General features: G+C 61.9%; 23 protein-coding genes and 1 tRNA gene. 18 read left to right on the plus strand and 6 right to left on the minus strand.

Annotated features, from left to right (window positions below; all coding sequences use genetic code 11):
• Positions 1-125: 125 nt before the first annotated feature.
• The 4 genes from PI93_RS09325 to PI93_RS09340 all read left to right on the plus strand — a co-directional run bounded on the left by PI93_RS09325 (position 126) and on the right by PI93_RS09340 (position 4,749).
• Complete coding sequence (locus PI93_RS09325) at positions 126-887, plus strand: alpha/beta fold hydrolase (RefSeq protein ID WP_052240485.1); 762 nt, start codon at positions 126-128, stop codon at positions 885-887.
• Positions 884-2,149, plus strand: a complete 1,266-nt coding sequence (locus tag PI93_RS09330) for an iron-containing alcohol dehydrogenase (RefSeq protein WP_039367667.1) — start codon at positions 884-886, stop codon at positions 2,147-2,149. The genes PI93_RS09325 and PI93_RS09330 overlap by 4 nt, the downstream gene beginning before the upstream one ends.
• 148 nt (positions 2,150-2,297) lie before the next feature.
• On the plus strand, positions 2,298-3,680 hold the full coding sequence (locus PI93_RS09335) for an MFS transporter (RefSeq protein WP_039367670.1): 1,383 nt from the start codon (positions 2,298-2,300) through the stop codon (positions 3,678-3,680).
• Between the two features lie 259 nt (positions 3,681-3,939).
• A complete protein-coding gene (locus PI93_RS09340) occupies positions 3,940-4,749 on the plus strand; it encodes a hypothetical protein (RefSeq protein ID WP_039367672.1) in 810 nt (269 codons plus the stop codon).
• Between the two features lie 103 nt (positions 4,750-4,852).
• On the opposite strand, the gene PI93_RS09345 is transcribed toward PI93_RS09340, so the two are convergent.
• The 3 genes from PI93_RS09345 to PI93_RS09355 form a co-directional block, all read right to left on the minus strand.
• Positions 4,853-5,608 (minus strand): SDR family NAD(P)-dependent oxidoreductase, encoded by a 756-nt coding sequence (locus tag PI93_RS09345; RefSeq protein WP_039367675.1) that lies wholly within the window; start codon positions 5,606-5,608, stop codon positions 4,853-4,855.
• 101 nt (positions 5,609-5,709) lie between these two features.
• Positions 5,710-7,572, minus strand: coding sequence for a TRAP transporter large permease (locus PI93_RS09350; RefSeq protein WP_052240509.1), 1,863 nt, complete (start codon positions 7,570-7,572; stop codon positions 5,710-5,712).
• Positions 7,573-7,587: 15 nt separating this feature from the next.
• The gene (locus PI93_RS09355) at positions 7,588-8,607 is read right to left on the minus strand and encodes a TRAP transporter substrate-binding protein (protein WP_039367681.1); all 1,020 of its coding nucleotides are present in this window, start codon (positions 8,605-8,607) and stop codon (positions 7,588-7,590) included.
• A 674-nt stretch (positions 8,608-9,281) separates the two neighbouring features.
• Between PI93_RS09355 and PI93_RS09360 the strand changes: the two genes are divergently transcribed.
• The 4 genes from PI93_RS09360 (at position 9,282) to PI93_RS09375 (ending at position 13,063) form a co-directional block, all read left to right on the plus strand.
• Positions 9,282-10,448: an acetyl-CoA acetyltransferase gene (locus PI93_RS09360; RefSeq protein WP_039367683.1), complete on the plus strand. Its 1,167-nt coding sequence runs from the start codon at positions 9,282-9,284 to the stop codon at positions 10,446-10,448.
• 94 nt (positions 10,449-10,542) lie between these two features.
• Entirely contained in the window at positions 10,543-12,120 is a 1,578-nt protein-coding gene (locus PI93_RS09365; protein WP_236105621.1) for an acyl-CoA synthetase, read from the plus strand.
• Positions 12,117-12,653, plus strand: a complete 537-nt coding sequence (locus PI93_RS09370) for a PPC domain-containing DNA-binding protein (RefSeq protein ID WP_039367688.1) — start codon at positions 12,117-12,119, stop codon at positions 12,651-12,653. The genes PI93_RS09365 and PI93_RS09370 overlap by 4 nt, the downstream gene beginning before the upstream one ends.
• The gene (locus PI93_RS09375; protein ID WP_039367691.1) at positions 12,650-13,063 is read left to right on the plus strand and encodes a PPC domain-containing DNA-binding protein; all 414 of its coding nucleotides are present in this window, start codon (positions 12,650-12,652) and stop codon (positions 13,061-13,063) included. The genes PI93_RS09370 and PI93_RS09375 overlap by 4 nt, the downstream gene beginning before the upstream one ends.
• 80 nt (positions 13,064-13,143) lie before the next feature.
• Here PI93_RS09375 and alaC read toward each other — a convergent pair whose 3' ends face one another.
• On the minus strand, positions 13,144-14,361 hold the full coding sequence (alaC, locus tag PI93_RS09380; RefSeq protein ID WP_039367694.1) for an alanine transaminase: 1,218 nt from the start codon (positions 14,359-14,361) through the stop codon (positions 13,144-13,146).
• Positions 14,362-14,539: 178 nt separating this feature from the next.
• Here alaC and PI93_RS09385 point away from each other — a divergent pair, with 178 nt between their 5' ends.
• Complete coding sequence (locus tag PI93_RS09385; RefSeq protein WP_039367696.1) at positions 14,540-14,869, plus strand: DMT family transporter; 330 nt, start codon at positions 14,540-14,542, stop codon at positions 14,867-14,869.
• Between the two features lie 38 nt (positions 14,870-14,907).
• Here the strand turns inward: PI93_RS09385 and rocD are convergent, their stop codons facing one another.
• Positions 14,908-16,113, minus strand: coding sequence for an ornithine--oxo-acid transaminase (gene rocD / locus PI93_RS09390; protein ID WP_039367700.1), 1,206 nt, complete (start codon positions 16,111-16,113; stop codon positions 14,908-14,910).
• A gap of 193 nt (positions 16,114-16,306) precedes the next feature.
• On the opposite strand from rocD, the gene PI93_RS09395 reads away from it, so the two are divergent.
• Positions 16,307-16,383: transfer RNA gene (locus PI93_RS09395), tRNA-Arg, on the plus strand.
• Between the two features lie 51 nt (positions 16,384-16,434).
• On the opposite strand, the gene PI93_RS09400 is transcribed toward PI93_RS09395, so the two are convergent.
• On the minus strand, positions 16,435-17,514 hold the full coding sequence (locus PI93_RS09400; RefSeq protein ID WP_052240486.1) for a LysR family transcriptional regulator: 1,080 nt from the start codon (positions 17,512-17,514) through the stop codon (positions 16,435-16,437).
• Between the two features lie 135 nt (positions 17,515-17,649).
• On the opposite strand from PI93_RS09400, the gene PI93_RS09405 reads away from it, so the two are divergent.
• From PI93_RS09405 to PI93_RS09440, 8 genes are all read left to right on the plus strand, one after another.
• Positions 17,650-18,993, plus strand: coding sequence for an MFS transporter (locus PI93_RS09405; protein ID WP_039367703.1), 1,344 nt, complete (start codon positions 17,650-17,652; stop codon positions 18,991-18,993).
• 150 nt (positions 18,994-19,143) lie between these two features.
• Positions 19,144-20,169 carry a porin gene (locus tag PI93_RS09410; protein ID WP_236105619.1) on the plus strand — a complete coding sequence of 342 codons (1,026 nt, stop codon included), beginning with the start codon at positions 19,144-19,146 and terminating at the stop codon, positions 20,167-20,169.
• Positions 20,170-20,225: 56 nt separating this feature from the next.
• Positions 20,226-21,737: an FAD-dependent monooxygenase gene (locus PI93_RS09415; protein ID WP_039367706.1), complete on the plus strand. Its 1,512-nt coding sequence runs from the start codon at positions 20,226-20,228 to the stop codon at positions 21,735-21,737.
• A complete protein-coding gene (locus PI93_RS09420; RefSeq protein ID WP_039367708.1) occupies positions 21,730-23,067 on the plus strand; it encodes an amidohydrolase family protein in 1,338 nt (445 codons plus the stop codon). The genes PI93_RS09415 and PI93_RS09420 overlap by 8 nt, the downstream gene beginning before the upstream one ends.
• Positions 23,064-24,053 carry an alpha/beta hydrolase gene (locus PI93_RS09425; RefSeq protein WP_039367711.1) on the plus strand — a complete coding sequence of 330 codons (990 nt, stop codon included), beginning with the start codon at positions 23,064-23,066 and terminating at the stop codon, positions 24,051-24,053. The genes PI93_RS09420 and PI93_RS09425 overlap by 4 nt, the downstream gene beginning before the upstream one ends.
• 37 nt (positions 24,054-24,090) lie before the next feature.
• Positions 24,091-24,939: a fumarylacetoacetate hydrolase family protein gene (locus tag PI93_RS09430; protein ID WP_039376117.1), complete on the plus strand. Its 849-nt coding sequence runs from the start codon at positions 24,091-24,093 to the stop codon at positions 24,937-24,939.
• 60 nt (positions 24,940-24,999) lie between these two features.
• Positions 25,000-25,941 (plus strand): VOC family protein, encoded by a 942-nt coding sequence (locus PI93_RS09435; RefSeq protein WP_039375476.1) that lies wholly within the window; start codon positions 25,000-25,002, stop codon positions 25,939-25,941.
• Between the two features lie 71 nt (positions 25,942-26,012).
• Positions 26,013-26,576, plus strand: coding sequence for a carboxymuconolactone decarboxylase family protein (locus PI93_RS09440; protein ID WP_039375478.1), 564 nt, complete (start codon positions 26,013-26,015; stop codon positions 26,574-26,576).
• Positions 26,577-26,673: the final 97 nt, after the last annotated feature.

Here is a 26,673-nt window from a genome sequence, read left to right on the forward strand (position 1 = left end):
TGTCTCGGCCCTTGCCGCATCCCGATAGTACGGGCATTCCCGGTATCCATATCGCTTGTTCGGATCGACTAGTGTGCTATTATTAATCAACTAATATATTACTTGTGCTGATGCGAGTGGCGACGATGGACATCAAGCGGTTAGGGAATTCCGAAGGCCTTCCGATAGTTGCCTTGCACGGCATTCAGGGAACGAACGACTCGTGGACGCCGCTTGCGACGGCGCTTGGCGATACGTTTTTCTTCATCCTGCCCAACATGCCGGGGCGCGGCGATGCCCTTGTCCCGCTCTCGCCAACAGCTTGCAGCGCCAGCGAGTTCGCGCGCATCGCCAGCGAGGTCATCGAAGAGGAGGTCGGCCATCGGGCCTACGTTCTGGCCGGTTGGAGCATGGGGGTTTCCGTGATCTTCGAGCTTCTGCGGGATTTGGCGCACGGCGGGGCTCGGCACCCGCTACCGGTCGCCGTTGTCCTCATGTCGGGCACCGCACAGTTGAATGAGGTGTCCTGGTTCGAAGCGACCGACGAGGCTGAGCTTCTCACCGAGATCCGGCAGCGCGAGGCGCGCCTGAAGCTGAAGCAAGCGGCAGCGCCACATGTCGTGGCCTGGACCTGGCGAGCCCTGAAACCCCTCTCGCATTTGTCGAATCTGGCTCATATCAGCTTGCCCGTCCTCATCGTCCACGGCAGCGAAGACGAGGACTGTCCCATCGAACACGCACAGCGCATGCGCGAAGGAATTCGTCACGCCACATTGCACGTGATCCCCGGCGGGCGTCATTCGATCCTGACGGAGAACTTCCGCGAGGTCGGGGCAACCATGCGCGAATTCCTGGCGCCGTACTGCGGGCAGCCAAGGTCACAACTAAATCCACCGGAGAATTCATGAGGATCGACGACTGCGTACACTTTTGTGCGCCTTCCCGGCTCATCATCGAGCTGGGATATCGCCACAAGCTTCCCAACCTTCTGCAAACGCTGGGCTACCGGCGCGGGCTGCTTGTGACTGATAGCTTTTTTGCGGAGAAAACCCCCTGGGTGAGCGAGTACGTGACGGCGTGCAAGCGCCTGGGCGTGCACATGGACGTCTACGCCGGTGGGCAGCCCGACCCGACAACGGAACTCTGCGATCGCGCGACGACCGAACTGCGTCTTGCGCTGGCAGGCCGTCTGCCGGACCATATCGTCTCGCTGGGCGGCGGCAGCAACATCGACCTGGCCAAGGCGTTGTGCGTCACCCTTTCGGAGGGTCGTCCCATTCGCGACTTTGGGAGCGGTGTGGCGAGCGACGCCCCCGTCATCGATCACATCGCCGTGCCAACCACGGCCGGCACGGGGTCGGAGCTCACGCCGGGGACGATTCTTTTTGATCCGGCCAGCGGTATCAAGACCGCGGTGATGGACAATCGGCTACGTCCAGTCGTCGCGGCGATCGACCCCGAGCTTACCTTCACTTGCCCACCCAAGGTCACGGCCGAGTCGGGTATCGACGCCTTGACTCACGCACTCGAATCGTTCGTCACGCTGGACTCCGATCGGTTCGATCGAAACGGTTCCTTCGATCCCGGTTATAGCGGCCGTAACGGCCTGACCATGATCTTTGCGCGCGAGTCGATCCGGCTCGCCGTCGCGTATCTGCTTCGATGTTACGAAAACGGCAATGATGTGCAAGCGCGCGTTGGCATGTGCTACGCGAGCGTCTATGCCGCAATGTCCTATGGAAGCGCAGGCCTCAATGCGGTTCATGGCATCGCATACGGCGTCGCTGCGCTGACACACCAGTCGCATGGGGCGACGAATGCGGTTGTGCTGCCGTATGCCATCGATGCACTGCGCGAATCACGTCACACCGAACTCCTGGAAGTGGCTCAAATGTTCGGCATCGAAGACGACGATGAGGTGCGGGCCGTTGGCGAGTTGCCCCGAAAATTGCGCGAACTCGTCGGCAAGCTCGGCATCCCCACCGATCTCAATGCCTTTGGCATTCCCCAGCAATCACTCAATCATTTGCTGATCGACTCTCTGAGCGTGACTCGGTTGGCCAAAGCATTCCCGGTAGGGAATATCGAAGAAAGCTACGCGCAGATTATCGATAACGCGTGGCGCGGAGGTCTTCGAGACGAGAAGACAGAGAAACGGACGGCAGCCTGATCGACACGGACGCAATCGATTCGATAGATCGCTGTCGCCGCGCAAAAGACCACACTCACTACTCGGCCGGATACACCGGCCACTTTTGCGTCTCAATGTCTAATATGTTAGATGTTCATCAGTAAGATGTAACGGAGGAGACACAAGCATGGATATGTCCGCAGCCGCGTCGCGGCTAGGTGTTGACGTCGTCGCGCGTCTTGAGCGACTACCGATGACGAGCTATCAACGAACGCTTTTCTCTATCATTGCCACTGCCTGGTTCTTCGATTCCATGGACCTCGGGTTGATGACCTTTGTGCTCGGTTCGATCAAGGCGGAGTTTGGTCTGTCCGCTTCGCAGGCCGGATTGCTCGCCAGTTCCAGCTTTTTCGGCATGTTTATCGGTGCTGCCACGGCAGGTCTTCTTGCCGACAAGTTCGGACGCAAGCCGGTCTTTCAGGTCAGCATGATCTTCTGGGGCGTGGGCAGCCTGATGTGCGGTTTTGCTCACAATGTCGAGTCGCTGATGATCTACCGCGTGCTGCTCGGCTTCGGCATGGGCATGGAGTTTCCGATCGGACTGTCGATGGTTTCCGAGATCGTGCCCGCCAAGAGTCGGGGCAAGTACGTGGCGATTCTCGAGGGATTCTGGCCCATTGGTTTCATAGCGGCAGGCGCGTTTGCCTACTTCACGCTTCCGGTGATCGGCTGGCGCGGGATCTTCATCGCGTTGGCGATCCCGGCGGTTTTCGTGTTCGTCGTCAGACGCATGGTGCCTGAGTCGCCTCGCTGGCTGGAAGACACCGGACGCATGAAAGAAGCGGCGGACGTCATGAATCACATCGAAGCCAAGGTGCAGACGGCCTATGGCCGTAAGCTGCCCGAGCCTGTACTCGTGGCGGGCGTGAGGCATCCGCTGAGTGGCCGGAAGGCGCTCTTCGCGGAGATCTGGCGTGGCGTGTATGCGAAACGCACGGTCATGTTGTGGACGACCTGGTTCTTTGCGCTATTGGGCTATTACGGTCTTACCACGTGGCTCGGGGCCTTGCTTCAACAGGCTGGCTACGAGATCACCAAATCCGTGCTGTACACCGTGTACATCTCGCTGGCAGGTATCCCGGGCTTTCTCTTCTCTGCCTGGTTGCTTGAGAAATGGGGGCGCAAGCCGACTTGCGCCTTGATGCTGCTCGGGAGTGCGGTTGCCGCCTATCTTTACGGTCAGGCGGCCGGCGCAAAGGCGCCGATCGAGCAGTTGATCGCCGCAGGGCTGCTGATGCAGTTTTTCCTTTTCGGCATGTGGTCCGTCCTGTACGCCTACACGCCGGAACTGTACCCGACCCGGACTCGGGCGACAGGCTCGGGCTTTGCCTCGTCCATCGGGCGTGTCGGCTCCCTCGTTGGTCCGCTCGCCATTGGAGTGCTGCTCCCGGCCTGGGGACAGGCGGGGGTGTTCACGATGGGCGCACTGTCCTTCGTGATCGCCGCGCTTGCCGTACTGCTGCTGGGTGTCGAGACGAAGGGACGTTCGCTGGAGGACGTTTCGCACTGACACGATGTTTGCAATCCACCCGTTGTCACCCGGCGGGGCGCGCTCCCCGCCGGAGGAATTGAGGCGTCGATCAAGCCTGCCGCCGGCAAGTGCCGGTTGACGAGCCTTCTCCGGCACCCGTGCCGATTCCATGCTTCGGCACCGCCTCCACTCCCCCCAAAACAGTGAATGCTCGCGGGTTGATTTTTTTGAGTGCTCAACTAACATATTAGTTGTTTATTATTGCGGTTCGCGTCGATTCAAAGACAGGAGACAAGCCATGATTACAGAGCGTCAGTTGAAGTTCAGGGAGCAATACAAGTCCGACATCAGCCCGATGTACAACGGTTTGTTGCACATTGCGGTGATGTACATCGTGGCGATTGGCGCGGTCTGGTATGCCGTCAGCCGATTGCAGAGTCCGACGTGGGAATGGTTCCTGATCGTTCCGGTCTTTCTGGCAGGCAATTTTGTCGAGTGGTTCATGCATCGGTTCGTCATGCATCGCCGCGTAGATGTCTGGGGCCTGCGCGAGATCTACAACCGGCACACGCGTCAGCATCACCAGTATTTCACCGACCAGTTGTCGACGATCGACACGACGCGCGAGTTTCGAATCGTGTTTTTCCCGTGGCGTGTGTTGATGACGCTGGGGGTTGGCGGTGGGGTCATGGGCTATATGACCGCATGGATTTTGAACGAGAACGCCGGCTGGATGGTGTTCCTGACCATGGTCGGTCAGTATGTCGTTTATGAAACCTTCCACTACTGCTGCCACTGTCACGAAAACTGGTTCGTGCGCAACATGCCGTTTATCAATACCATTCGGCGTCACCACACGGCGCATCACAACATGGGCATCATGATGAAATACAACATGAATCTCACGTTTCCGATTGCCGACTGGTACATGGGAAGCAGCGATTTGCGCCGGGGTCTGATCGGCCATCTGTTCAATGGCTACAGCGAAGCGCACATCAAGGACGAATTGAAACCGATCATCGCCAAGTTCAGGAGCGACCATTCGCAAGTCACGCTGGATGGCCCGATTCTCACCGAGGATGAGCGCAGGGCAATGACGGCGCTCTGACCTGTTATGTTCACCTGCCCGCACGAGGCGCATCGGCCTGGCGCGCGATAGACCGGGCTTGCCCCATGTCTATCGCGCTCCAACGGACATCGTAGCGAGCGCGTCAGATCTCCAGAATCCCGGCAGCGACGAAGCCACCGTCGACCGGCAGGATGTGGCCGGTGACATACGAGGCGTCGTCGGACGCGAGAAAGCTCACGGCGCCAGCGATTTCGCCCGGCTTTCCATAGCGACCGAGCGGCGTCGTCTCCGTATAGTGGCGGCGCGAGATATCGGAGTGCAGCACCTGCGTGAGCGGCGTGTCGATGGGGCCGGGGGCGACACCGTTGGCAGTAATGCCGAAAGGCGCAAGTTCGATGGCCATCTGCCGTGTGAGACCGATGACTGCCGCCTTCGACGTGCCGTAAGCGGTACGCCCGGCGCTTGCCAGAATGCCCGCCACGGACGCCAGATTGATGATCCGCCCCCAGCGCTGCTCGCGCATGAGTCTCGCCGCATGTTGCCCGCACAGCAGCGTGCCCGTGAGATTCACGTTCATCACCTGATGCCAGTGATCGAGCGGATAGTCGAGAAACGGAAACGTCTTCGCGATCCCGGCATTGTTCACGAGCACATCGCAGCGGCCATGACGTTGCGCAATCTGCGCGAAGCCGTCGGCAATCGATGCCGCATCACCCACATTCATTCCCAACGCCCAAGCCTTGCCGCCCGCCGCGCCAAGCGCCGCTGCCGTCTCGGCCGCCGCTCCTTCGTTCAGGTCGGCGACAACCACGGTCATGCCGTCTTTCGCCAGCCGTTCGCAGATCGCGGCGCCGATGCCCATGCCACCGCCTGTCACTACCGCAACTTTCTCCGTCATGCTATGGACTCCTAAATTTATTGATTTCTACAGCACGGACCCCGCCGCCAGCAGCGCGGCGGAGCCCGTCGGTGATTCGGATGAACCGTTAGTCGGGGGTCTTACTTCAGGAAACCGATAGAGATCCAGGGGATGAAGACCACGATCAGCAGCGCGATGAGCAGCGCACCCATGTAGGTCCACATCCGGTTGAAGACTTTGTCCGGCGATGTCTTGCCGATGGCGCATGCTGCATAGAAGCCCACGCCGAGCGGCGGCGCGAACAGCCCCATGCCCATCGACAGGATCACGACCATGGCGTAATGCACGTCGTGAATGCCGAGCGAGCGTGCCACCGGGAACAGCAGCGGTCCGAACAGCACGATGGCGGGAATGCCTTCCAGCACGCTGCCCAGCACGATGAACACGACCATTGAAATGAGCAGGAAGCCGATCTGTCCGCCCGGCACGCCGTGCATCAGTCCGACGAGCTTGGCCGAGAAGCCCGACTGCGTGAGCGCCCAGGCCATGGCTGTCGCCATGCCGATGATGAGCAGGATCGCGCCCGAGAGTGCTGCCGTTTCCGTGAGCAGCGGGTACAGACGCTTGAAGTTCAGGTGCTTCTTGAACGCGTGCACGATAAGGCCGATCACAATCGTGTAGGCGATACCGACCGTGGAGACTTCCGTTGCCGTGGCGGCGCCTTCGATCACCGCCGTGCGGATGAGAATCGGCAGCGCAAGGGCCGGCAGCGCCACGATAAACGTCTTGCCGATCACGCTCCACGGCGCGCGGCGCGCGGCATTGGGCGCTTCCTTGCGTGAGCGGGCGAAGCAAACGACGACGATGGCAAGCGTGGCGATCACGGCGGGCAGCAGGCCGCCGACGAACAGCGCGGTGATCGACACCCCGCACACTGCGCCGATGGTGATGAGCACCAGACTCGGCGGGATCGTCTCCGTCATGGCGCCGGTTGACGAGAGCAGCGCGACGAGGTCTTCCGGTTTGGAGCCGCGCCGTTGCATCTCGGGAAAGAGGGCGGGCGCGACGGCCGCCATGTCGGCCGCTTTCGAGCCCGAGATCCCCGAGACGAGGAACATCGCGCCGAGTAGCACGTATTGCAGGCCGCCGCGCACGTGGCCGAGCAGCGAGGCCATGAACTCGATCAGGCTGCGCGCAAGACCGCTCATCTCAATCAGCGCGCCGAGCAGCACGAACAGCGGCACCGACAGCAGAATGAGGCCCGACATGCCCTCGTCCATGCGGCTCACGACGATTTGCAGCGGGGCATCGGTCACGAGCGCCAGATACGCCAGCGTTGCGGTACCGAAAGCGAATGCGATCGGAATCCCGCCCGCTACGCACGCGCCGACGATCAGCACGAAGAAGACCAGCAGGTTGTAGTTCCCCATGGCGATGAGCGCCGGGCGGCCCAGCCAGAGTGCCGCGCCCAGTGCGGCGACGAACAACACGCCGAGGCCAAACTGGCGTAGCGATGAGCACCGCGCCATGCGCGAGATGGCGGCGATGAGCATCAGCGCTGCGCCGACCGGCAGCGCGGCGGCGCGCAGCCCGTCGGGAATTTCCAACGCCGGGGTGGTGATATCCATCTGTTCGATGGCATGGGTGTACGCGGGCATGATGATGAGCGCGACGAACACGCAGACCGTCAGCGCAGCCATGGTCTGGAACCAGTCGCGCCATGCCGCCGGGAGCTTGTTGACGATGGCGGAAAGCCGCATGTGCTCGCCCCGGTCGAGGGCCAGCACCGCGCCGAGCATCGATAGCCAGATGAACAGGATCTGTGCCAGCTCGTCCGACCAGGTGAGGGGATTGTCGAACCCGTAACGCGAGATTACGCCCGCGAGCAGGATGAGAGTCTCCGCCACCACCAGCAGCACGGCAGCCGCTTCGGTGACTTTCATCACCGCGCGGTTGACGTGGCAGAAGAGGCGGGCGAGCGCGTGCGTCGGCTCGGCCGTCATCGTCAACGTTTCCATTTACGCGAGCTTCCCGGTGTACTTTTCCAACACGGCCCACGCCTCGTCACCGAACTTTTTGTGCCATTCGGCATAGAAGCCGGCCGCGCGAAGCTTCTCGCGGAATTGTTCGTTGTTCGGTGCATTGAACACGAGTCCCTTCTGCTTGAGTTCGGCCATGACGCCGTCGTTGAGCTTGCGCACGTCGTCGCGCTGCGCCATCGCTGCGGCGTTCACGTTGGCGGTCACGATCGCCTGCAAGTCTTTCGGCAGCTTGTCCCATTTCTGCTTGTTGGCGAGGAACCAGAAGCCGTCCCACATGTGGTTCGTCATCGACACGTACTTCTGCACTTCGTACAGCTTGGCCGTGGTCAGCAGGGCAAGGGGGTTTTCCTGCGCTTCGACGATGTGCGTTTGCAGGGCGGAATACACTTCGGCGAAATTGATCGAGGTGGGCGACGAGTCGAAGGCGCGGAACATCGAGGTCCACAGCGGGCTTGTCGGTACCCGGATCTTCAGGCCCTTGAGGTCGGCAGGCGAGTTGATCGGACGGCTGCTCGTAGTGATCTGGCGATACCCGTTCTCCCAGATCTTGTCGAACGCGAACACCGACGTCTTGGCGATCTGGCCGCGCACATGCGCACCGAGGTCACCATCCATCGCGGCCCACACCTGACCGTAATCCTTGAACGCGAAGCCCACGCCGGAGATCTGCGCCGAGGGCACCAGCGTGCCGAGAATCAGCGGCGAGAGCGTGAAGAAGTCGATCGCGCCCGAGCGAATCTGGCTCAGCATGTCGCTGTCGGTGCCGAGCTGGTTGTTCGGATAGATCTGGAAGTCGATACGGCCCTTCGATTGCTCCGCGATTTTCTGCGCCATTTCTTTGGCGCGAACGTTCATCGGGTGGCTGATGGGGAGGTTGTTGGCGAACTTGACCGTGAATTCGGCCGCGTGGGCCTGCGTCTGATACAACCCCGTGGCGGCGGCGGCCGATGTGGCGGCCACAACCTTGATGAAGTGGCGGCGATCCATGTTGCTCATACTGCATGTCTCCTGATTTATAGGTTTGGTGACTGCGTCTGAAGCACGAGGCGTGCGAACGTGTTGCCCTGCAACGTCCCGGCCAACTCGGAACGCAAACGTGAGGCGGCTCGCAAGTGGCTTGGCTATCTTACGCAAGTCGAATGCCAGATCGTGGCCTGAACGGGAAAACCCTTACGTTGTTAAGCATCAGTGAAATCCCGCGCCCGGCATCTTGCATCGCTCTCCTTCCTTTTATCTGGCGGAACCCGGCAGCGCCGTGCGCGACTGTCGCCAACCGTGTTTGGTGCATCTGCGATTGACGCGCGGTGACGCGCATCTGGCACGCCGATGGGGGGCGACACCTGTCGCATTTCCCGCTCGCCTTGCGACACCTGTCGCAGGCCAGTGGCGATCGTCGTGCGACAGGTGTCGCAGGGTGCCGCCCCGTGCCCGTTGTGTTGCGGCACAGCAAATTGGCCTCACCCGATCGGCATTCGAATTCACTTGATGGCGCAGTGAATGCGGCCTTACGCTTACGTCAATTGCGACAGCGCCATAAGCGCGGGCGTCGCAATCGAGACGCAATGCGATGCAAAGGCCGTTGGCGCTTCATCGGGGTTTGGATGGGCCCATGTCTGGCATCGAAATTGCTCACCGGAGTCTGGATGACCCCAATTTTCCGGAGACACTTCATGGTTGCTGCATGCCTTACCGGCTGGGCCCACTCCCAGTTCGGAAAACTCGATAACGTCGATGCCGAAGTTCTGCTGGCCGATGTTGCTCAAGCCGCGCTCGACGACGCGGGCCTCGCGCCCGAACAGATCGATTCCATTCACGTCGGCACGTTCAATGGCGGTTTCCTGTATCAGGACTTCCCGTCGTCTCTCGTCTTCAATCGCATTCCAGGACTTCGTTTCAAACCCGCTACGCGCTACGAAAATGCCTGCGCGACGGGTTCGGCTGCCGTGCATGGCGGACTGCAATCCATCGAGGCGGGCAAGGCCACGCACGTTCTCGTGATCGGCTTCGAGAAGATGACGGAGCTGGCCACGCCGCAGGTTGGCGAAGTGTTGCTCAAATGTTCTTACGCCCGTGAAGAGGCTGACATTCCGGGCGGCTTTGCGGGCGTTTTCGGCACCATCGCGCAAGCCTATTTCGAGCGCTATGGCGATCAGTCCGACGCGCTCGCGCGCATTGCGGCGAAGAACCACCGCAATGGCTCGGTCAACCCCTATGCGCACATGCGTCGAGACTTCGGTTACGACTTCTGCCGCAACGTTTCCGAGAAGAATCCGTTCGTTGCCGGCCCGCTCAAGCGGACCGATTGCTCGATGGTGTCGGACGGCGCTGCGGCGCTGGTCATCTCGAGCGCCGACGTGGCGCGCACGATGCCCAAGGCCGTTGGCTTCCGCGCGGCGGTGCAGGTCAACGACTACCTGCCGCTCTCGCGTCGCGATCCGCTGGCGTTCGAAGGCGGCCAGCACGCGTGGCGTCAGGCATTGGGCGTCGCCGGCGTCTCGCTCAAGGATCTGTCGCTGGTCGAAACCCATGACTGCTTCACCATCGCCGAACTCATCGAGTATGAAGCGATGGGACTCGCCAAGCCGGGCCAGGGGGCGAATGTGGTGGCCGAAGGGTTGACCGAGAAGAACGGTCTGCTGCCGGTCAATCCGTCGGGCGGCTTGAAGGCGAAGGGCCACCCGGTCGGGGCCACGGGCGTGTCGATGCACGTCATGGCTGCCATGCAACTCACGGGAACCGCCGGGCAAATGCAGATTCCCGACGCGAAACTCGCAGGCGTCTTCAATATGGGCGGCGCGGCAGTGGCGAACTACGTGAGCATTCTCGAAGCGCGTTGAGCGATTGCGCATCAGGGTGTCAGGCAGGCTGCCCGGCGTTGGCCGGGCAAGACAGATCGCAAGACTGAGAAAGAAGAAAGAGGAGACGAGCGAAATGCTCAAGAAGGTCATGAATCTCGGCCGCCTGCTGGCCGACGTTGCCCGGCGTCATCCCGACGCGCCCGGCGTGATCATCGGTGAGAAGGTCCACACATGGAGCGAGATCGACGCTCGTGTGAACGCCGCCGTCGAGGCTCTGCGCAAGCTGGGCGTAGGCCACGGCGACAAGCTGCTGGTGCATTCGCGCAACAATCTGCCGATCTTCGAGAGTGCGTGGATCGCCTTTCGGCTGGGGGCGATCTGGGTGCCGACGAATTTCCGTATCACGGCGCCGGAAGCCGCATATCTGGGCCAATCGAGCGGCGCATGCGTGATGATTTACGACGCCGGCTTCGAGGGGCATGTCGACGCCGTACGTGCCGCGTCGCCCGCGCTGCGACATGTCATTGCGCTGGGTGCGCCGCGTGCGGGTGAGCTGCACTACGAGACGCTTGTTGCCGAACATCTCGGCGTGCCCGGCTACGAAGCCGAAGTCGAATACGAAGACCCCTTGTGGTTCTTCTACACGTCGGGCACCACCGGTCACCCCAAGGCCGGTGTGTTGTCACACGGGCAGATGGCCTTCGTGGTGACCAACCATCTGGCCGATCTGATGCCCGGCATCACCTATCGCAGCCGGTCGATGGTGGTGGCGCCGCTCTCGCATGGCGCGGGCATTCACGCCATCGTCAATACCGCGCGGGGGGCCGCGAGCGTGTTGCTGCCGGGCGAGAAGATGGACGCGGAGCAGGTCTGGCAGGCGATCGAGCGTCATCGTGTCGACAACATGTTCACGGTGCCGACCATCGTGAAGATGCTGGTCGAGGATCCGGCTGTCGATCGGTACGACCACAGCTCGCTGCGTTTCGTGATCTACGCCGGGGCGCCGATGTATCGCGCAGATCAGAAATACGCGCTGCAAAAGCTGGGTCGCGTGCTGGTGCAGTACTACGGACTGGGCGAGGTGACGGGCAACATCACCGTGTTGCCGCCGTGGTTGCACAGCGAGGACGACGACGCTCCCGACGCGCGCATCGGCACCTGTGGCGTGCCGCGTACCGGCATGGAGGTGGCAATTCTCGATGAACATGGCGAGCGCCAGCCGCCGTTCGCTTCCGGGGAGATCTGCGTGCGCGGGCCTGCCGTCTTCATGGGGTATCACAACAACCCTGATGCGAACGCCAAGGCCTTCAAGAACGACTGGTTCCACACCGGCGATCTCGGGCATGTGGATGCCCAGGGCTTCCTGTACATCACGGGGCGCGCGTCGGACATGTACATCTCGGGCGGCTCGAACGTCTATCCGCGCGAGATCGAGGAAGCGTTGCTCACGCACCCGGCCGTATCGGAGTGCGCGGTGCTCGGCGTGCCCGACCCCAAGTGGGGCGAGAGCGGGCTCGCGGTGGTGGTCGCCCGGGAAGGCATGGCCGCTCAGGCCGATGAACTGCTCGGACATCTCGAAGCGCGTATCGCCCGCTATAAGTGGCCGCGTCGCTTCGTATTCTGGAATGCCATGCCCAAGTCGGGCTACGGCAAGATCGTGAAGAAGCAAATCAAGACGATGCTCGAAGAGCAAGGAGACTATCGACTATGAAACCTGCGCTTTCACGGATCTATCGGCATGCAGGCGCCCCCACGTTACCCCGTGTGGAAGACTGCGTGTTGAACGGGCAGCACGAACTGCGCGTGACGATCCGGTCTGGTGCGAATCTCGGCGAAGCCCTGCGCGCGGCGTTATCCCGCTATGCGTATGGCGGCGGCGTCGGCCGTTTCTGCGCGGGCACCGCGCGAGGTCTGCGGTATCACATGATCGAGAACACCGCAGACACGGAGCGTCCCTTTGGCTATGGGGCGCCGGTCGACGAAACCCGGGAAGTGGATCTGATCGGCGGCGCGATCACGGTCGGCCGAACCGCCGACGGCGCCACGCTTCTGCATTGCCATGCGGGGTTTTCCGACCCGTCCGGCGAATTGCACGGCGGACATCTGATTCTCGATCACACCTGGGCCGGCGACGAGCCCGTGGTGATCCGCCTGTGTTTGTTCGAGCACGGCGGATACGTGACCGCAGATGACGAGGAAACGCGTTTTCACCTGCTCCATCCCGTGGCTGGAGGTCTCTCATGAGCACGGCACAGGACGTTCCGGTCGCCATCGAAAACGGCACGCTGGGCAGGTTGGTCGTGGCGCGACTCAAACCGAATCAGGATCTGACGGAAAGCATTGAAGCGCTGTGTGCGGAGCATGCCATCTCGCGTGCCATTGTGCGCGGCGCGGTGGGGAGTCTGATTGACGCACGTCTGGCGTTCCGCGCAGGTGAGGGCTGGCGTGAGCAACTGGTGAGCGGCCCCGGGGTGGAAATCCTCAACGTGTTCGGCGAGGTCGATGTTCGACCCGAGACGGCGCACTCGTTGCCGATGCTGCATGGCATGGTGGCGGATACCGGCGGGCGCATGTTCGCCGGGCGCTTCGTGCGTGGCGGGAATCTCTCGTTCATCACCATCGAAGTGACGCTGCAGGAGTGGTTGCCGGCGTAGCGGCAGCGGGCATTGCGCAACGCAAGGGGAATGGGGAGTCTGCGGACTCCCCATTTTTCATCGGCGCCGTGTGTCGCGCGTTAGACGACCGTCGGCTGGACTAGCCCATCGTCCCGGAACATGTGCTTGATGCCGCGCACTGCCTGACGGATGCGCGACTCGTTCTCGATCAGTGCGAAGCGAACGTACTCATCGCCGTACTCTCCGAAGCCGATTCCCGGCGAGACCGAGACCTTGGCCTGCGCGAGCAGCTTCTTGGCGAATTCAAGCGAGCCCGCCGCGCGATACGGTTCGGGAATGCGCGCCCAGATGTACATCGATGCACGCGGCAGATCGACGGCCCATCCGGCTTCGGTCAATCCCTTGTAGAGCACGTCTCGGCGGCGCTGATATTGCGCGCGAATGGCTTCGACGCACTGCTGATCGCCTTCCAGCGCGGCAATGGCGGCAACCTGCACCGGCGTGAACGTGCCGTAGTCGTGATAGCTCTTGATGCGGGCGAGCGCGGCGACGAGTTCGGCATTGCCGACCATGAAGCCGATGCGCCAGCCGGCCATGTTGTAGCTCTTCGACAGCGTGAAGAATTCGACGGCGACGTCTTGCGCGCCGGGCACCTGCATGATCGAGGGCGCCTTGTAACCGTCATAAACGATATCGGCATAGGCCAGATCGTGCACCACCAGAATGTCGTGCTTGCGCGCGAGGTCGACCACGCGCTCGAAGAATTCGAGTTCGACGCACTGCGCCGTGGGGTTCGACGGGAAGCCGAGAATCACCATCTTCGGCTTCGGGTGGCTCTCGCGAATGCCGCGTTCGAGTTCGGTGAAGAAGTCGATGCCGGGCGTCATCGGCACGGAGCGGATGTTGGCGCCCGCAATGACCGCGCCGTAGATGTGGATCGGATACGACGGGTTCGGCACCAGCACCGTGTCGCCCTGATCCAGGGTGGCGAGCATCAGGTGGGCGAGGCCTTCCTTGGAGCCGATGGTGACGATGGCTTCGCGCTCGGGATCGAGGTCCACGTCATAGCGATCCTTGTACCAGTGCGTGATGGCGCGGCGCAGGCGCGGGATGCCGCGCGAGGTCGAATAGCCGTGTGTGTCGGGACGTTGGGCGACTTCGACGAGCTTGCTGACGATATGGGGCGGTGTCGCACCGTCGGGATTGCCCATCGACAGATCAATGATGTCCTCGCCACGGCGACGTGCCGCCATCTTCAGCTCGGCGGTGATGTTGAAAACGTAGGGGGGAAGACGATTGATGCGCGCAAAGCTGCGCGAGCCCTGGGAGCTAGACATGGGGAACCTTGAACGTAAGCGCCCGGAACCGTCCGAGCGACGCCGGTGTGCTGGCCACACCGTGACGGCGACTTTAGCGCGGCGCGGCGCGCTTAGGCAAGCGATTTTTGCGGGGTGTGGCGTGCAACCGGTCGGTTATGATGGGCGCCTCTTGAGTTCGGGCAAACGGGGGATTTCGATGGCGTATCTATATCTGCTGGTGGCGATTGTGGCGGAGGTGATTGCCACGTCGGCGCTAAAGGCGTCGGAGGGATTCACGCGCGTGGGGCTGGTGGCGTTGGTCGTCGTGGGATACGGCGTGGCGTTCTACATGCTGTCGCTCACGCTGCGCACGATCCCCGTGGGCATCGCCTACGCGATGTGGTCGGGGCTGGGCATCGTGCTCATTTCGATGGCGTCGCGCGTGCTGTTCGGGCAGAAGCTCGACGCGCCGGCGATGGTCGGCATGGCGCTGATTATCGCGGGCGTTCTCGTGATGAACCTCTGGTCGAAATCGTCGGCGCATTGAGTCGCGTCTTCGTTTCGCATGGCGCCCGGCCGTGGTGGCTATGTGTCAGCCTCGGCTTGCGCAAGCACAGCCTTGAGCGCGGAAATGCAGGTGTCGATCTCGGCACGCTCGATGACCAGTGGCGGCGCGAGACGCAACACGGTCGAGCGCGTTTCCTTCGCCAACACGCGACGGTGCAACATGCGCATCGACAGATCGTGCGCATCGGCGCGTGCCGGATCGATTTCGATGCCGGCCCAGAGACCGCGTCCGCGCACCTCCCGAATCAGCGGCGAATGAATCGCGTGCAATCGCGCGAGCAGGTATTCCCCCATTTCGGCGCTTCTTCCCGGCAAGTCTTCGTCTGCCATCACGTCGAGCGCTTCCAGAGCGACGGCTGCGGCGAGGGCATTGCCACCGAAGGTCGACCCGTGGCTGCCGGGTTCGAACAGGTCGATGACGTCACGCCGCGCCACGAACGCCGACACCGGCAGCAGGCCGCCACCGAGGGCTTTGCCGAGCATGACGCCGTCGGGCACGACGTCCTCATGCTGATAGGCGAACCAACGGCCGGTGCGCCCGAGCCCCGATTGAATCTCGTCGAGCAGCATGAGCACGTTCTGTTCGGTGCAGAGTTGCCGCAGGGCGCGCAGAAACCCGTCGGGGGGCACCACGATGCCGCCTTCGCCCTGAATCGTCTCGAACAGGACGGCGCAGGTGTTGGGGGTGATGGCGGCACGAACGGCGTCGATATCGCCGAAGGGGACGCGAACGAATCCGGGGGCGAACGGCCCGAAGTCGGCGCGATAGGCGGGCTCGGAGGAGAAGCCGACGATGGTGGTCGTGCGTCCGTGGAAATTGCCGTCGGCGACGATGATCTCGGCTTTGTCGGCGGGGATGCGCTTGACGCTGTAACCCCAGCGACGCGCGGCCTTGATGGCGGTTTCGACGGCTTCGGCACCGGTGTTCATCGGTATCGCCCCGCCGAGTGTCGTGAGGTCGCACAGGCGCTCAAGGAAGGCGCCGAGCCGGTCGGTATAAAAGGCGCGGGAGACGACGGCGAGGCGTTGCGCCTGCGTCGTGAGCGCGGCAACCAGACGCGGATGCGCGTGGCCGTGGCTGACGGCAGAGTAGGCGCTCATCATGTCGAGATAGCGATTGCCTTCGACATCCCAGACCCAGACCCCTTTGGCGTGCGATAACACCACGGGTAGCGGCGCGTAGTGATGGGCGCCAAAGCGTTGTTCGCGTTCGATTTCGTTCATGACGCGCTCCTCCACGTCAGCAGTCTAGATGCGAACGGGATGGCACGTAAAGGGGACATATCCTGAAGGCGCGGCAATGAAATCGGCATCCGCGTGCGCTATAATCGTGGATTACTCGAACGCGATGCACATTTCATGCGCATCGCGACATCGAGTCCTGCCGGCAGCGACACTCGGTCGCCGCCATCACGCACTGCCCATAGCTCAGTTGGATAGAGCATCGGCCTTCTAAGCCGACGGTCGGGGGTTCGAATCCCTCTGGGCAGGCCAGCTATCTCAACGCAACGACTCGATGGCGCACGTTGGCGTGCATTCCATTGATCATTTTTCGCTGACCGTTCCTTCCGTGTCCGACGCTCGGCGACGCTTCGACGCTGTCGGTGAACTTGCCACTTTTGTGGGTTTCACTTTCGCACCGCTACCCCGATTCGCCCGATTCGCCCGACTCGCAGCGCTCGACTTATCCGCCTCCTTTTCACCGTGCCCCGAAACTGCGGGCAAGCATTGTGCTGTCTCACGAAACAGGGAGCGCAGCCAGCTAATGGCCGGATCACGCTCTTGATACTTGTGCCATTGGAGGTTTTCGACGAAGGCCCGGATCTTGATCGGGCATTCCAGCACGCGCAGCGGGAAGCGTTGCGCCATTTGATGTGCCAGCCGGGAAGGGAGCGTGGCGATGCGCGAGGTGCCTACCAGCAACGCGGGGACCAGCGTGAAGGTCGGCGCGATCACGGTCTGGCGCCGCGCGCGTTTGCTTGTGGAAAGCATGCGCGCGTCGAAGGTAATGCGACGGCCACCCCCCCATTCCACACCCACGTGAGCCGCGTCGAAGTATTCGTCTTCCGTCAGGCTGTCGCCGGCCTTGCCGGACTCGGCGCACACCAGGCAGGAAAACGTGTCTTCGAACAACGGCTCGGCCGGGTGACCGGCGACCCGTGCGAACTCCGGTGCGATCAGCAACTCGGCTTCCCCGCTTTCCAGATGCTCCGGCGTTTGAGGACTGATCGCGCGCAAGTCGAACTGCATCAGGGGAGCCAGCGTCGCCGCTCGCTTGACCACTTCCGACAGGAACACACTGATCACATAGTCAGACGCTTCGATCGTGAAGCGTCGCGTTGAGGTCGCGGGATCGAACGTCGGGCGCGCTCGCGTGATCGTCTGAATCTGCAACAGGACATCCCGTACCGGCTTGGTCAGTTCCTCGGCCAGTGGCGTGAGTACTTGAGTCTTGCCTACCGGAACGAGCAATTCGTCCTCGAAGTACTCGCGAAGACGCGCAAGCGAGCAACTGGTTGCCGGCTGACTCAGGAACAGACGTTCCGCAGCTTTGCCAACGCTGCGCGTGGATAGCAGGGCGTCAAGCACCACGAGCTGGTTGAGATCGAGTTTGTTGAAGCGCACGGCATACCTCATATTTACAGCATAGATGCACCGTATTTAAGCAATAAATTTTGTAAATGTCATGTCAAACCTATAATCGGCTGCAACGGGCAGACATAGCCTGCAAACCGACAAGCATCACGGAGACATGAAGATATGCAGGCGTATCGTAAGGCGAGTCCGTCGCTCGCCCAGTGGGGGCTGGTCGCCACCTTGACGCTGATGACCATGCTTGCCCAGATCGACAAGAACATCCTGGTGCTCATGGTTGTGCCGATCCAGCGGGACTTCGGCGTGAGCGACGTGCAGATCAGTTTTCTGATCGGCGCGGCATTTGCCGTCGCCAATATCGTGGTGGGACTGCCGGCGGGATGGCTGGCAGATCGCTTCGACCGCCGCCTGATCATTGCCGCCGGTGTGCTGGTGTGGTCGCTGGCGGTTGCCGCCAACGCCGCGGCGACCACCTTCGCCGTGCTGGTCGCCGCTCGCGTGATTGTCGGCGGGGCGGAGGCACTGATCCCGCCGTCGTCCTATTCCCTGATACGCGACGGTGTGGAAGAAAGTCGCCGCGCCCGCGCGCTGTCCGTCTACACGATGGCGTTGATACTGGGTACCGGACTATCGCTGGTGCTTGGCGGGCCGATGATGAGCGCCATCCAGTCATCCGGCATGAAATCCATCCCGTTGTTGGGCGACGTGTCGGCCTGGCAGATGACGCTGTTTCTGATCGGTCTGGTTGGCGTGCCCATGAGCCTGATGATTTTCCTGAGCAAGGACCCGGGCCGTCAGCGCGATGGCGCAGTGGATCAACGTCGGGGGGCGCACGGAATCACGGCGTATCTCTGGACGCATCGAGCCATCTTCGGGCCGTTGTTCCTCTTTGTCGTGGCGAACGCCGTCATCACGTTCGGTCTGGCGGCCTGGCTGCCGACGGTGATTGTCCGCCGCTTTCATCTCGGCATGAAGGAGATCGGTCTGATTCAGGGCTCGGTACTGCTGGTCATGGGGCCGATCGGACTTTGGCTGGCGGGCCTGGCGATGGAGCGCAAAGGGTCGGCATTGACGGGTGTGGCCCGGGTGGGGATGGTGACGAGCGTCGCTGTTGCAGCACTCACGGTGACCTTGGCGTTGACGGAGACATTGCTGACGTTCTGGGTGATCGACGCGCTGGTCGTGCTGTTCTCCTGGACGTTCATGTCGGTGACCTCGACGATCGTGGCGCGTGTCGTGCCCACACGTTCGGTCGGCATCGTCATGGCGATGGTGCTGGTTCTGAACGGGTTGCTCGGACAGGGACTCTCGCCCACGCTGATCGCTCTCGTCGGCCGCCACCTGTTCGATGGCAACGCCACTTCCTTGCCCAACGCGATGGCCGTCGTGTTCGCGGTTGCCGGCGTGGTCGCGCTTGTGGCATCCATGGCGCTGTACCGAAACCTCTCACGCCTTTCACGCAATGAGGACGCCGTCACGCCAGTGGCAACGCAGGTAGGCGCACCTTGATTCCCAAGTTCGACAGCAGATAGACATCGGCCCGCTCGCACCCCGATTCCGAGGAGCGAGTGAGGTCGGGGTACCGGCATAACGAAGCCAGGAGACAGTTTCATGAAGTTCGGAAAGCTCAAGTTTATTAGTAGTACGATATTTTTGTTGATGACCATTTCAGCGCATGCCCAATCGGGCGTGACGCTTTCCGGGCTGCTCGGGATGGGGGTGTCATACACCAGCAACGCGAGTCCCGTCGGCAGCGGAGCGTTGTTCCAGGCTTCGAATACCCACGCCGTGCCGTTCTTCGCAATGTCGGGCAAGGAAGTGATTGATAGCGATACGTCCGCGATATTTCGCCTGAGCCGCTACGCCTTTCTTAACAATGGCACCGACGCCCCCTTCGAGAGCTTCGTGGGATTGAGTTCGGCGAGCCAGGGGACGCTGACGATGGGCTCGATGTATGACTTGCTGGCCGATCTGGTGCCCTTTACCTCCGAGCGTTACACGTCGCTCCTGGCGACGCACCCGGGCAATCTCGACCGTACCGTCGGCAATTCCCTGAACAACTCGTTCAAGTACAAATCCCCCCTCTACGGCGGATTCCAGTTCGGTCTGATGTACGGGTTCGGACAAGCGGGTTCGACCACCAACACGGGACGCGTCGTTGGTGCCGAAGTCGCTTACGCGACGGGACCGTGGCAATCCGTGGCTGTCTGGGAGTCTGTCAACGGTGTTCCGTACACCCCCGGGCTCAAGCTCGGAGTGCCGACGCTGTATGGCATCGATTTCACCAAGACGCCGACGGCATCCGTATCGCAGAACCAGAATACCGGCACGGTCGGCATTGCCTACGCCGACGATGGCTGGCGCGTCATGGGTAACTACAGCTACACGCGGTTGTCGGCAAACGGTGTGTCCGCTACGGCGCAATCGATTGACGTCGGTGCCTACAAGTATGTGACGTTGCGGACCCGGATCGGCGGCGGCTACTCGTACACGAAGCTTGAAACCTACCGGTGGAACCAGTTCCACGCCCATATCGACTACGCCCTTTCCAAGCGCACCAGTCTCTACGTTCTCGGCGTGTTGCAACTCGCCGGATCGGGGCAATTCGCGGTGCTTCGAAATCAACCGCCGGCTTCCGCGTCGCATCAGACGGTGCTTGAAGCCGGTATTACGCACTTCTTTTAACCGGCCGTGCGCAAGTGTCCAATGGTTCGGTTCCGGTATCTGATGGAGAAAATGCAATGCAGTGGGATGTGATTGTTGTCGGTGGCGGCCCGTCGGGTTTGACGATGGCTGCGGAGTTGGCCGGCTCGGGCGCGAAGACGCTTGTCCTTGAGCGACGGACCGAAGGCGTGCAGTCGCGCGCCGGCACGATTTTGCCCCGCGTTCTGGAGCTGTTCGATGCACGAGGCATTGCCGATCGCCTGATTCGGAAGACGCGCGACATTGCGGACTATCCGTACCGCCCGTCGCACATCTGGGCGGGATTCCATCCGATCGAGTGGAAGTACCTTGAAACGCGCTTCGGTTTCACGCTGGGGCTGCCGCAGAACAAGACCGAGGAAGTGTTGTGGGAATGGGCCGCCGAATGCGGTGCGGTGATTCGACGTGGCACGGAAGTTCGCGACGTCCGTGAGCTGGATGACGGTGTTGTGCTTGAACTATCCGATTCCGCGGGAAACCTCTCGAAGTTGCGCGCCCGGTATGTCGTTGGCGCGGATGGCGGGCGAAGCGTTGTGCGCTCGAAGCTGGGGCTGCCGTTCGAGGGGCATTCGGGGACGTTTCGCGGCATTGTCGTCGATGCCGAGCTTGAGACGCCTTGGCCGGGCGGGCGCATCAACGTTGACAACGAGATGGGTTGGGTTCGCGGCTACGTGTTCGGCGAAGGCATCACGCGATTCAATATCGTGCATCGCGATCGACGTCATGCGCCGAAGGAGGAACCCGTCACCCTCGAGGAGGTGTTGCAGTGCATTCGTGACGTGCATGGCACCGATTACGGCATCAAGGGATACCGCTGGGCCTCGCGTTTCGATGACCAGATGCGGGCAGTGCCGACGCTTCGACAGGGACGTGTCTTCCTGGTGGGAGAGTCCGCTCGCATCCACTATCCGGCCAGCGGCGTCGGCATGAATTTCTGCTTGCAGGATGCCTTCAACCTCGGCTGGAAGCTGGCCAATGTCGTCAACGGTGTGGCAGACGCCGAAACGCTCGACACCTACGATGCGGAGCGCCTTCCGGTCATGCACCGGCTGCTTGAGAGTGTGAAGGCGCAGTGCGCACTGCAATTCAACTTTGGTGCCGAGGCCGTCGCGCTCAAACGGCGGATGCAGGAGCACTTGATTCCGCTGCCGGACGTGCAGCGAAAACTGGTGCTGGAACTCAGTGGTCTGGAGACGCCCTATCCGCGAGATCCGGGCAGCCATGCGTTGACCGGAGAGCGTTGCCCCGATGTCGACCTGATGTTGCTCGACGGCCGATCGGTCGCGATCACGCAGACGTTGCGCGAGCGGCAGTTCGTGCTGATCGATCTGGAGGGCTTCGGGCGCCAGTTCGAATCGTTCGATGTAGCCGGCCGGCCGGTAAAGGTGCTGCGGGCACGCGCTGCCCGTATTCCCGCGGCGCTGGATGGCGTCAAGGGGCTGCTGGTGCGTCCCGACGGCTATGTGGCCTGGGCAAGCGACACCCTGGCGCGCGATGAGGACATCGAAGTTCAACTTGGCAAATGGCTGAAGCGGTGCCCTCATGAATGAGCGACGCGTGTTGTTGCAAGGCGGCTGGGTGCTGAGCATGGACCCGGCGATCGGCGACCTGCGTGTGGGCGACGTGCTGGTCGAGGGCGAGCGCATTCTGGCGGTCGCGCCGCATATCGATGCCACCGATGCCGAGCGCATCGACGCGGGCGGCATGATCGTGCTGCCGGGTTTTGTCGATACCCATCGACATACCTGGCAGAGTTGCGTGCGTCATCGCTACGCGGATATCGACCCGCAGATTTACTTCGCGGAGATGTTGGGTGCGAAGGGGGCTGCGTTCCGGCCGGAAGACGTTCATATCGCCACGATGCTAGGCGCGGTTGCCGCACTCGACGGTGGCATCACCACGATGCTGGATTGGTCGCACGTCCAGAACAGCCCGGATCATGCGGATGCCGCAATTCTGGGGCTGCGCGATGCCAACATTCGGGGGGTCTTCGCACACGGTTGGCCGCTCGTGGATGGCGCTTCGTGGATGTTCGACAGTCAACGAGGCCATCCGGACGATATTCGTCGATTGCGCACGCGATACTTTTCGTCAGACGATCAGTTGCTCACCCTCGCCATGGCGGCACGCGGCCCCGAGATGGCGCGCCGCGACGTCTGGCTCGACGATTTGCGCCTCGCACGTGAGCTAGGGATTCGATCGAGCATTCACATGGGGGCGTATGCGCGCAACGCCTCGGTGCGTGCGATTGCGCAAATGCATGACGCCGGTGTGTTGGGCGACGACCTGACGTTCGTGCACTGCTGCTTCTCCGGTGCCGACGAGATCGCCATGATGGCGGACGCTGGCGTAAGCGCTTCGCTTGGCGTGCATTGCGAGTTGAACGCGCAAGGTATTGGCGATATTCCGTTCGATCGCCTGCTTGCGGTGGGTATTCGGCCAAGCCTGAGCGGCGATACCGAGACCAAATGCTCGGGCGACATGTTCACGCAGATGCGTCATGCGTTTGCCTACTACCGCTCGTGGATGGGCGGCAATCACTCGCGCGTTCACAACGCGCCCGCAACGCTCTCGATGCGCGATGTACTGGAGTTCGCCACGATGGCGGGGGCGCGGGCCAACGGCCTGGATCACAAAGTCGGTTCACTCACGCCGGGCAAGCAGGCCGACATCATCATGATTCGCGGCGAGGACCTCAATCTCACGCCGGTGTCCGACGCGGTGGGCGCCGTGGTGCTCGCCGCTCATCCCGGCAATGTGGATTCGGTTTTTGTCGCTGGCCGCGCGGTGAAGCGGCACGGCCGGATGGTGGGCATCGACCTGGATGCACTGCGACAACGCGCCCGGGCTTCGCAGCAATACATCCTCGATCTGAAATGAAAAACGTCCCATTGCCACCGCCGTTGGATCCCGAACTGGCGGCCATCGTGTCGGCGATGCGTGCGGCGAACGCCCCGCCGCCGTTTTCCGGAACGGCGGATCAAGCTCGCGAACGCATGCGTCGCAGCATCATGGCGGCGCGCGAGCGCACGCCGTTGCCGGTTGTCGGCGCGGTGGAGGATCGCGTGGCCGAGTTTGATGGCGAACGGGTCCCGGTACGCATCTATCGGCCGCAAGACAGTGAGTCCGGGGTGCCGACGGTGGTGTTTTTTCATGGCGGCGGATTCGTGCTTGGCAGCGTTGCGTTGATGGACGACGTCGCGCGCAAGCTCTGCCGGGACATGCGGGCAGTGGTGGTGTCAGTCGAATATCGTCTGGCGCCGGAGCACCCATTTCCTGCCGCGCATGACGACGCGTTGAGCGCGACACGCTGGGCCATCCGCAATGTCTCGACACTGGGCGGAGATCCCTCTCGGATCGCGGTAGCGGGCGAGAGCGCCGGCGCCAATCTGGCCACCTCGGCGGCGCTGTCGTTGCGTGAAGACGGCGTCAATCTGGCTGCGCAACTGCTTGTCGTGCCGGGAGTCGACATGGCCCGCGATGTCGCGCGCATCGAAGCGAAGGGCATCGATTTTCCGATGCTCTCGCCGTCCGATCTGCGCGACATTTCGCGGCTCTACATGGGTTCGGCATCGGCGCGCGCGGAGGCATTTCCTCCTTCGCCGCTGCGTGCCGATGATCTGCGCGGCATGCCCGCTGCGGTGATTGCGATTGCCGGCCACGATCCGCTCCACGACGAAGGCGTCGCCTACGCGAGACGTCTTGAGGCGGCAGGCGTGCCGGTGCAACTGTTGTGCTTCGAAGACATGTTTCATCCGTTCTTCGGCTTCTTCGAGGCATCGCGTTCGGCGTGCCGGGCCAACGACACTATTTGCCACGCTTTTTCGACGTGGCTTGACCAATATGCGTTGCCGCGTGATCAGTGAGCGGCTGCGTCAACCCAACATTCTCTGGAGATAACCCATGCGCTATGTGTCGTTCGTTAAAGATGGAAAAGCCACGCTGGGCGTGCGCGATGGCGATGCCATTCGCGTGCTCGGCGAAGATTCGCTGGAGTCCCTGCTGGCGAGCGGTGTGGACCTTGCCGCCTATGGCCGTGATCACGCAGGACAGGAAATCGTGAGCACGGACGGTATCGTGTATCTGCCGCCTCTGACCCGTCCGCCGAAGATTATTTGCGTCGGGCTCAACTACACCGACCATACCAAGGAGAGCCAGTACGAGCAGCCGGACTATCCGACGATTTTCTTCCGTGTCGCAACCAGTCTGGTCGCGCATGCGCAGCCGTTGGTGCGCCCGGCAGTATCGGATAGCGAGGGGCTCGACTTCGAAGGCGAAATCGCCGCCGTGCTGGGCAAGGGCGGCCGCCACATCCGCAAGGAAGACGCGCTGGCTTGTGTGGCGGGCTATACGCTTTTCAACGACGCTTCGGTCCGTGAGTACCAGTTCAAGTCGCCGCAATGGACGGTCGGCAAGAATTTCGACGGCACCGGGGCGTTCGGCCCCGACCTCGTAACGGCCGACGAGTTGCCGGCCGGCGCGAAAGGCTTGTTGCTCGAGACGCGGTTCAACGGAGAAGTGGTGCAGTCGGCCAGTACCGACGACATGGTGTTCGACGTTGCAGAACTTATCAGCATCGTGAGCGAAGCCATCACCCTTGAGCCGGGCGATGTGATCGTGACGGGGACGCCGTCGGGGATCGGCTGGGCGCGCACGCCGAAGCTTCTGATGAAGCACGGTGACGTCTGCGAAGTCAGCGTGCAAGGAATCGGAACGCTTCGCAATCCCGTCGTCGACGAAGCGGCCCTTTAAATCGCGGCAGACTTCATCGGCGGTGAACGCACCGCCGATGACTCGCGAGGAGTGTGAAACATGACCGAACTTTCATCGGCACATCCGCAGGCGGCGGTGCATTCGATTGATCATTTCGCCTTGAACGTGCCGTCGCTCGACGAGGCGCATCGATTCTTCGATGCTTTCGGGCTGACGGTCAGCCGCGCGGGAAGGCAGAACGACGAACTGGAGATCAGGGCAGCGGATGGGCATCGCTGGGGGCGTGTACTGGCCGGGGACCGAAAGTCCATGGCTTACCTGAGCTTCAATTGCTACGCGAGCGATCTGGCACAACTGCGGGCGCAGACCATCTCTGCCGGCGCGACCGCGGTCTCGTCCGTGCCCGGAAATGCGGATGTCGGTTTTTGGTTCCGCGATCCGGACGGTAACCTGATTCAGGTGCAGGTCGGCCCGAAAACCAGCCCGGATGGCAAGGCGGCAAGCGTGGCTGTCGGTGTGGCGGGCGATGCCCGTGGCGCCTGCACCCGGGCCGAAGTGCTGCGTGTGAATCCGCGACGGCTATCGCACGTTCTCTTGTTCACGCCGGATGTCTTGCGGGCAGTCTTATTCTACGAGCGCGCGCTGGGCCTGCGCTTGTCGGATAAATCCCGGGACCTGATTGCATTCACGCACGCACCACATGGTTGCGACCATCATTTGGTGGCATTCGCCAAAAGTAGCGCGCGCGGTTGGCATCATGCTTCGTGGGATGTCGACAGCGTCGATCTTGTTGGCGCGGGGGCGGCCCAGATGGCGGCCGCCGGCTACGCGAAGGGGTGGGGGACGGGACGACATGTATTGGGATCGAACTACTTCCACTATGTCGAGGACCCGTGGGGATCATTTTGCGAGTACTCGGCCGACATGGATTTTGTTTCTGCCGGACGGGAATGGCCGGCCGGTGATTTTGCACCCGAGGATTCGCTATACCTCTGGGGGCCATCCGTTCCGGAAAATTTTATCCACAACACCGAGGCATAGCGTTGGCGCGTCGTGCGGGAATTCGCGATGCACTTGATCGATCGCCGACTCGGGAGAGCAGGAGTCTTCTTATGGAACCCAGATTGCCAGCGCTTGACCCAAGTCAGGCTTCAGATGCCCAGCGCGCTGTGTTGAACGCCATCCTGACAGGGCCTCGGGGAAATCTGGACGGCCCATTCCTTTCCTGGATACATAGTCCGGAATTGGCCAGACGCGCACAGGAGCTGGGCGCGTTTTGTCGATATGACAGCGGATTGCCGCTGCGGCTGTCCGAATTCGCCATATTGTGTACGGCCGCACGTTGGCGCTCTCAGGCTGAGTGGCACATTCACTACCCGATCGGAGTGAAAGCAGGCTTGTCGGTGGACATGCTGGAGACCATTCGTACCGGAAAGTCCCCCGAAATATCGGATGCCGACGAAGCGCTGGTTTGGCGTCTCGTCAGCGAACTGTACGATTTGAAGCGAATTACTGAGGCAACGTATCAAGACGCGATTGCACGATTCGGAACGGAAGTCCTAGTCAACTTGATCGGACTCCTGGGGTATTACGCCCTCGTCGCCATGACGCTTAACGTATTTCATGTGTCAGCGCAGGGGCAGAGGGAATTGCCTTTCGGGCCAGAGGGGCTTTGATTCGGGATTCGATCCTTGCGTCGTCCGACGATCAGGTCGTGTGGGCCGTGTGGGGTGAGACGGTGGAGTCCTGACATTCGTCTGCGCAAGCGTCACA

The organism is Pandoraea fibrosis, from assembly GCF_000807775.2.
Lineage (GTDB): Bacteria > Pseudomonadota > Gammaproteobacteria > Burkholderiales > Burkholderiaceae > Pandoraea > Pandoraea fibrosis.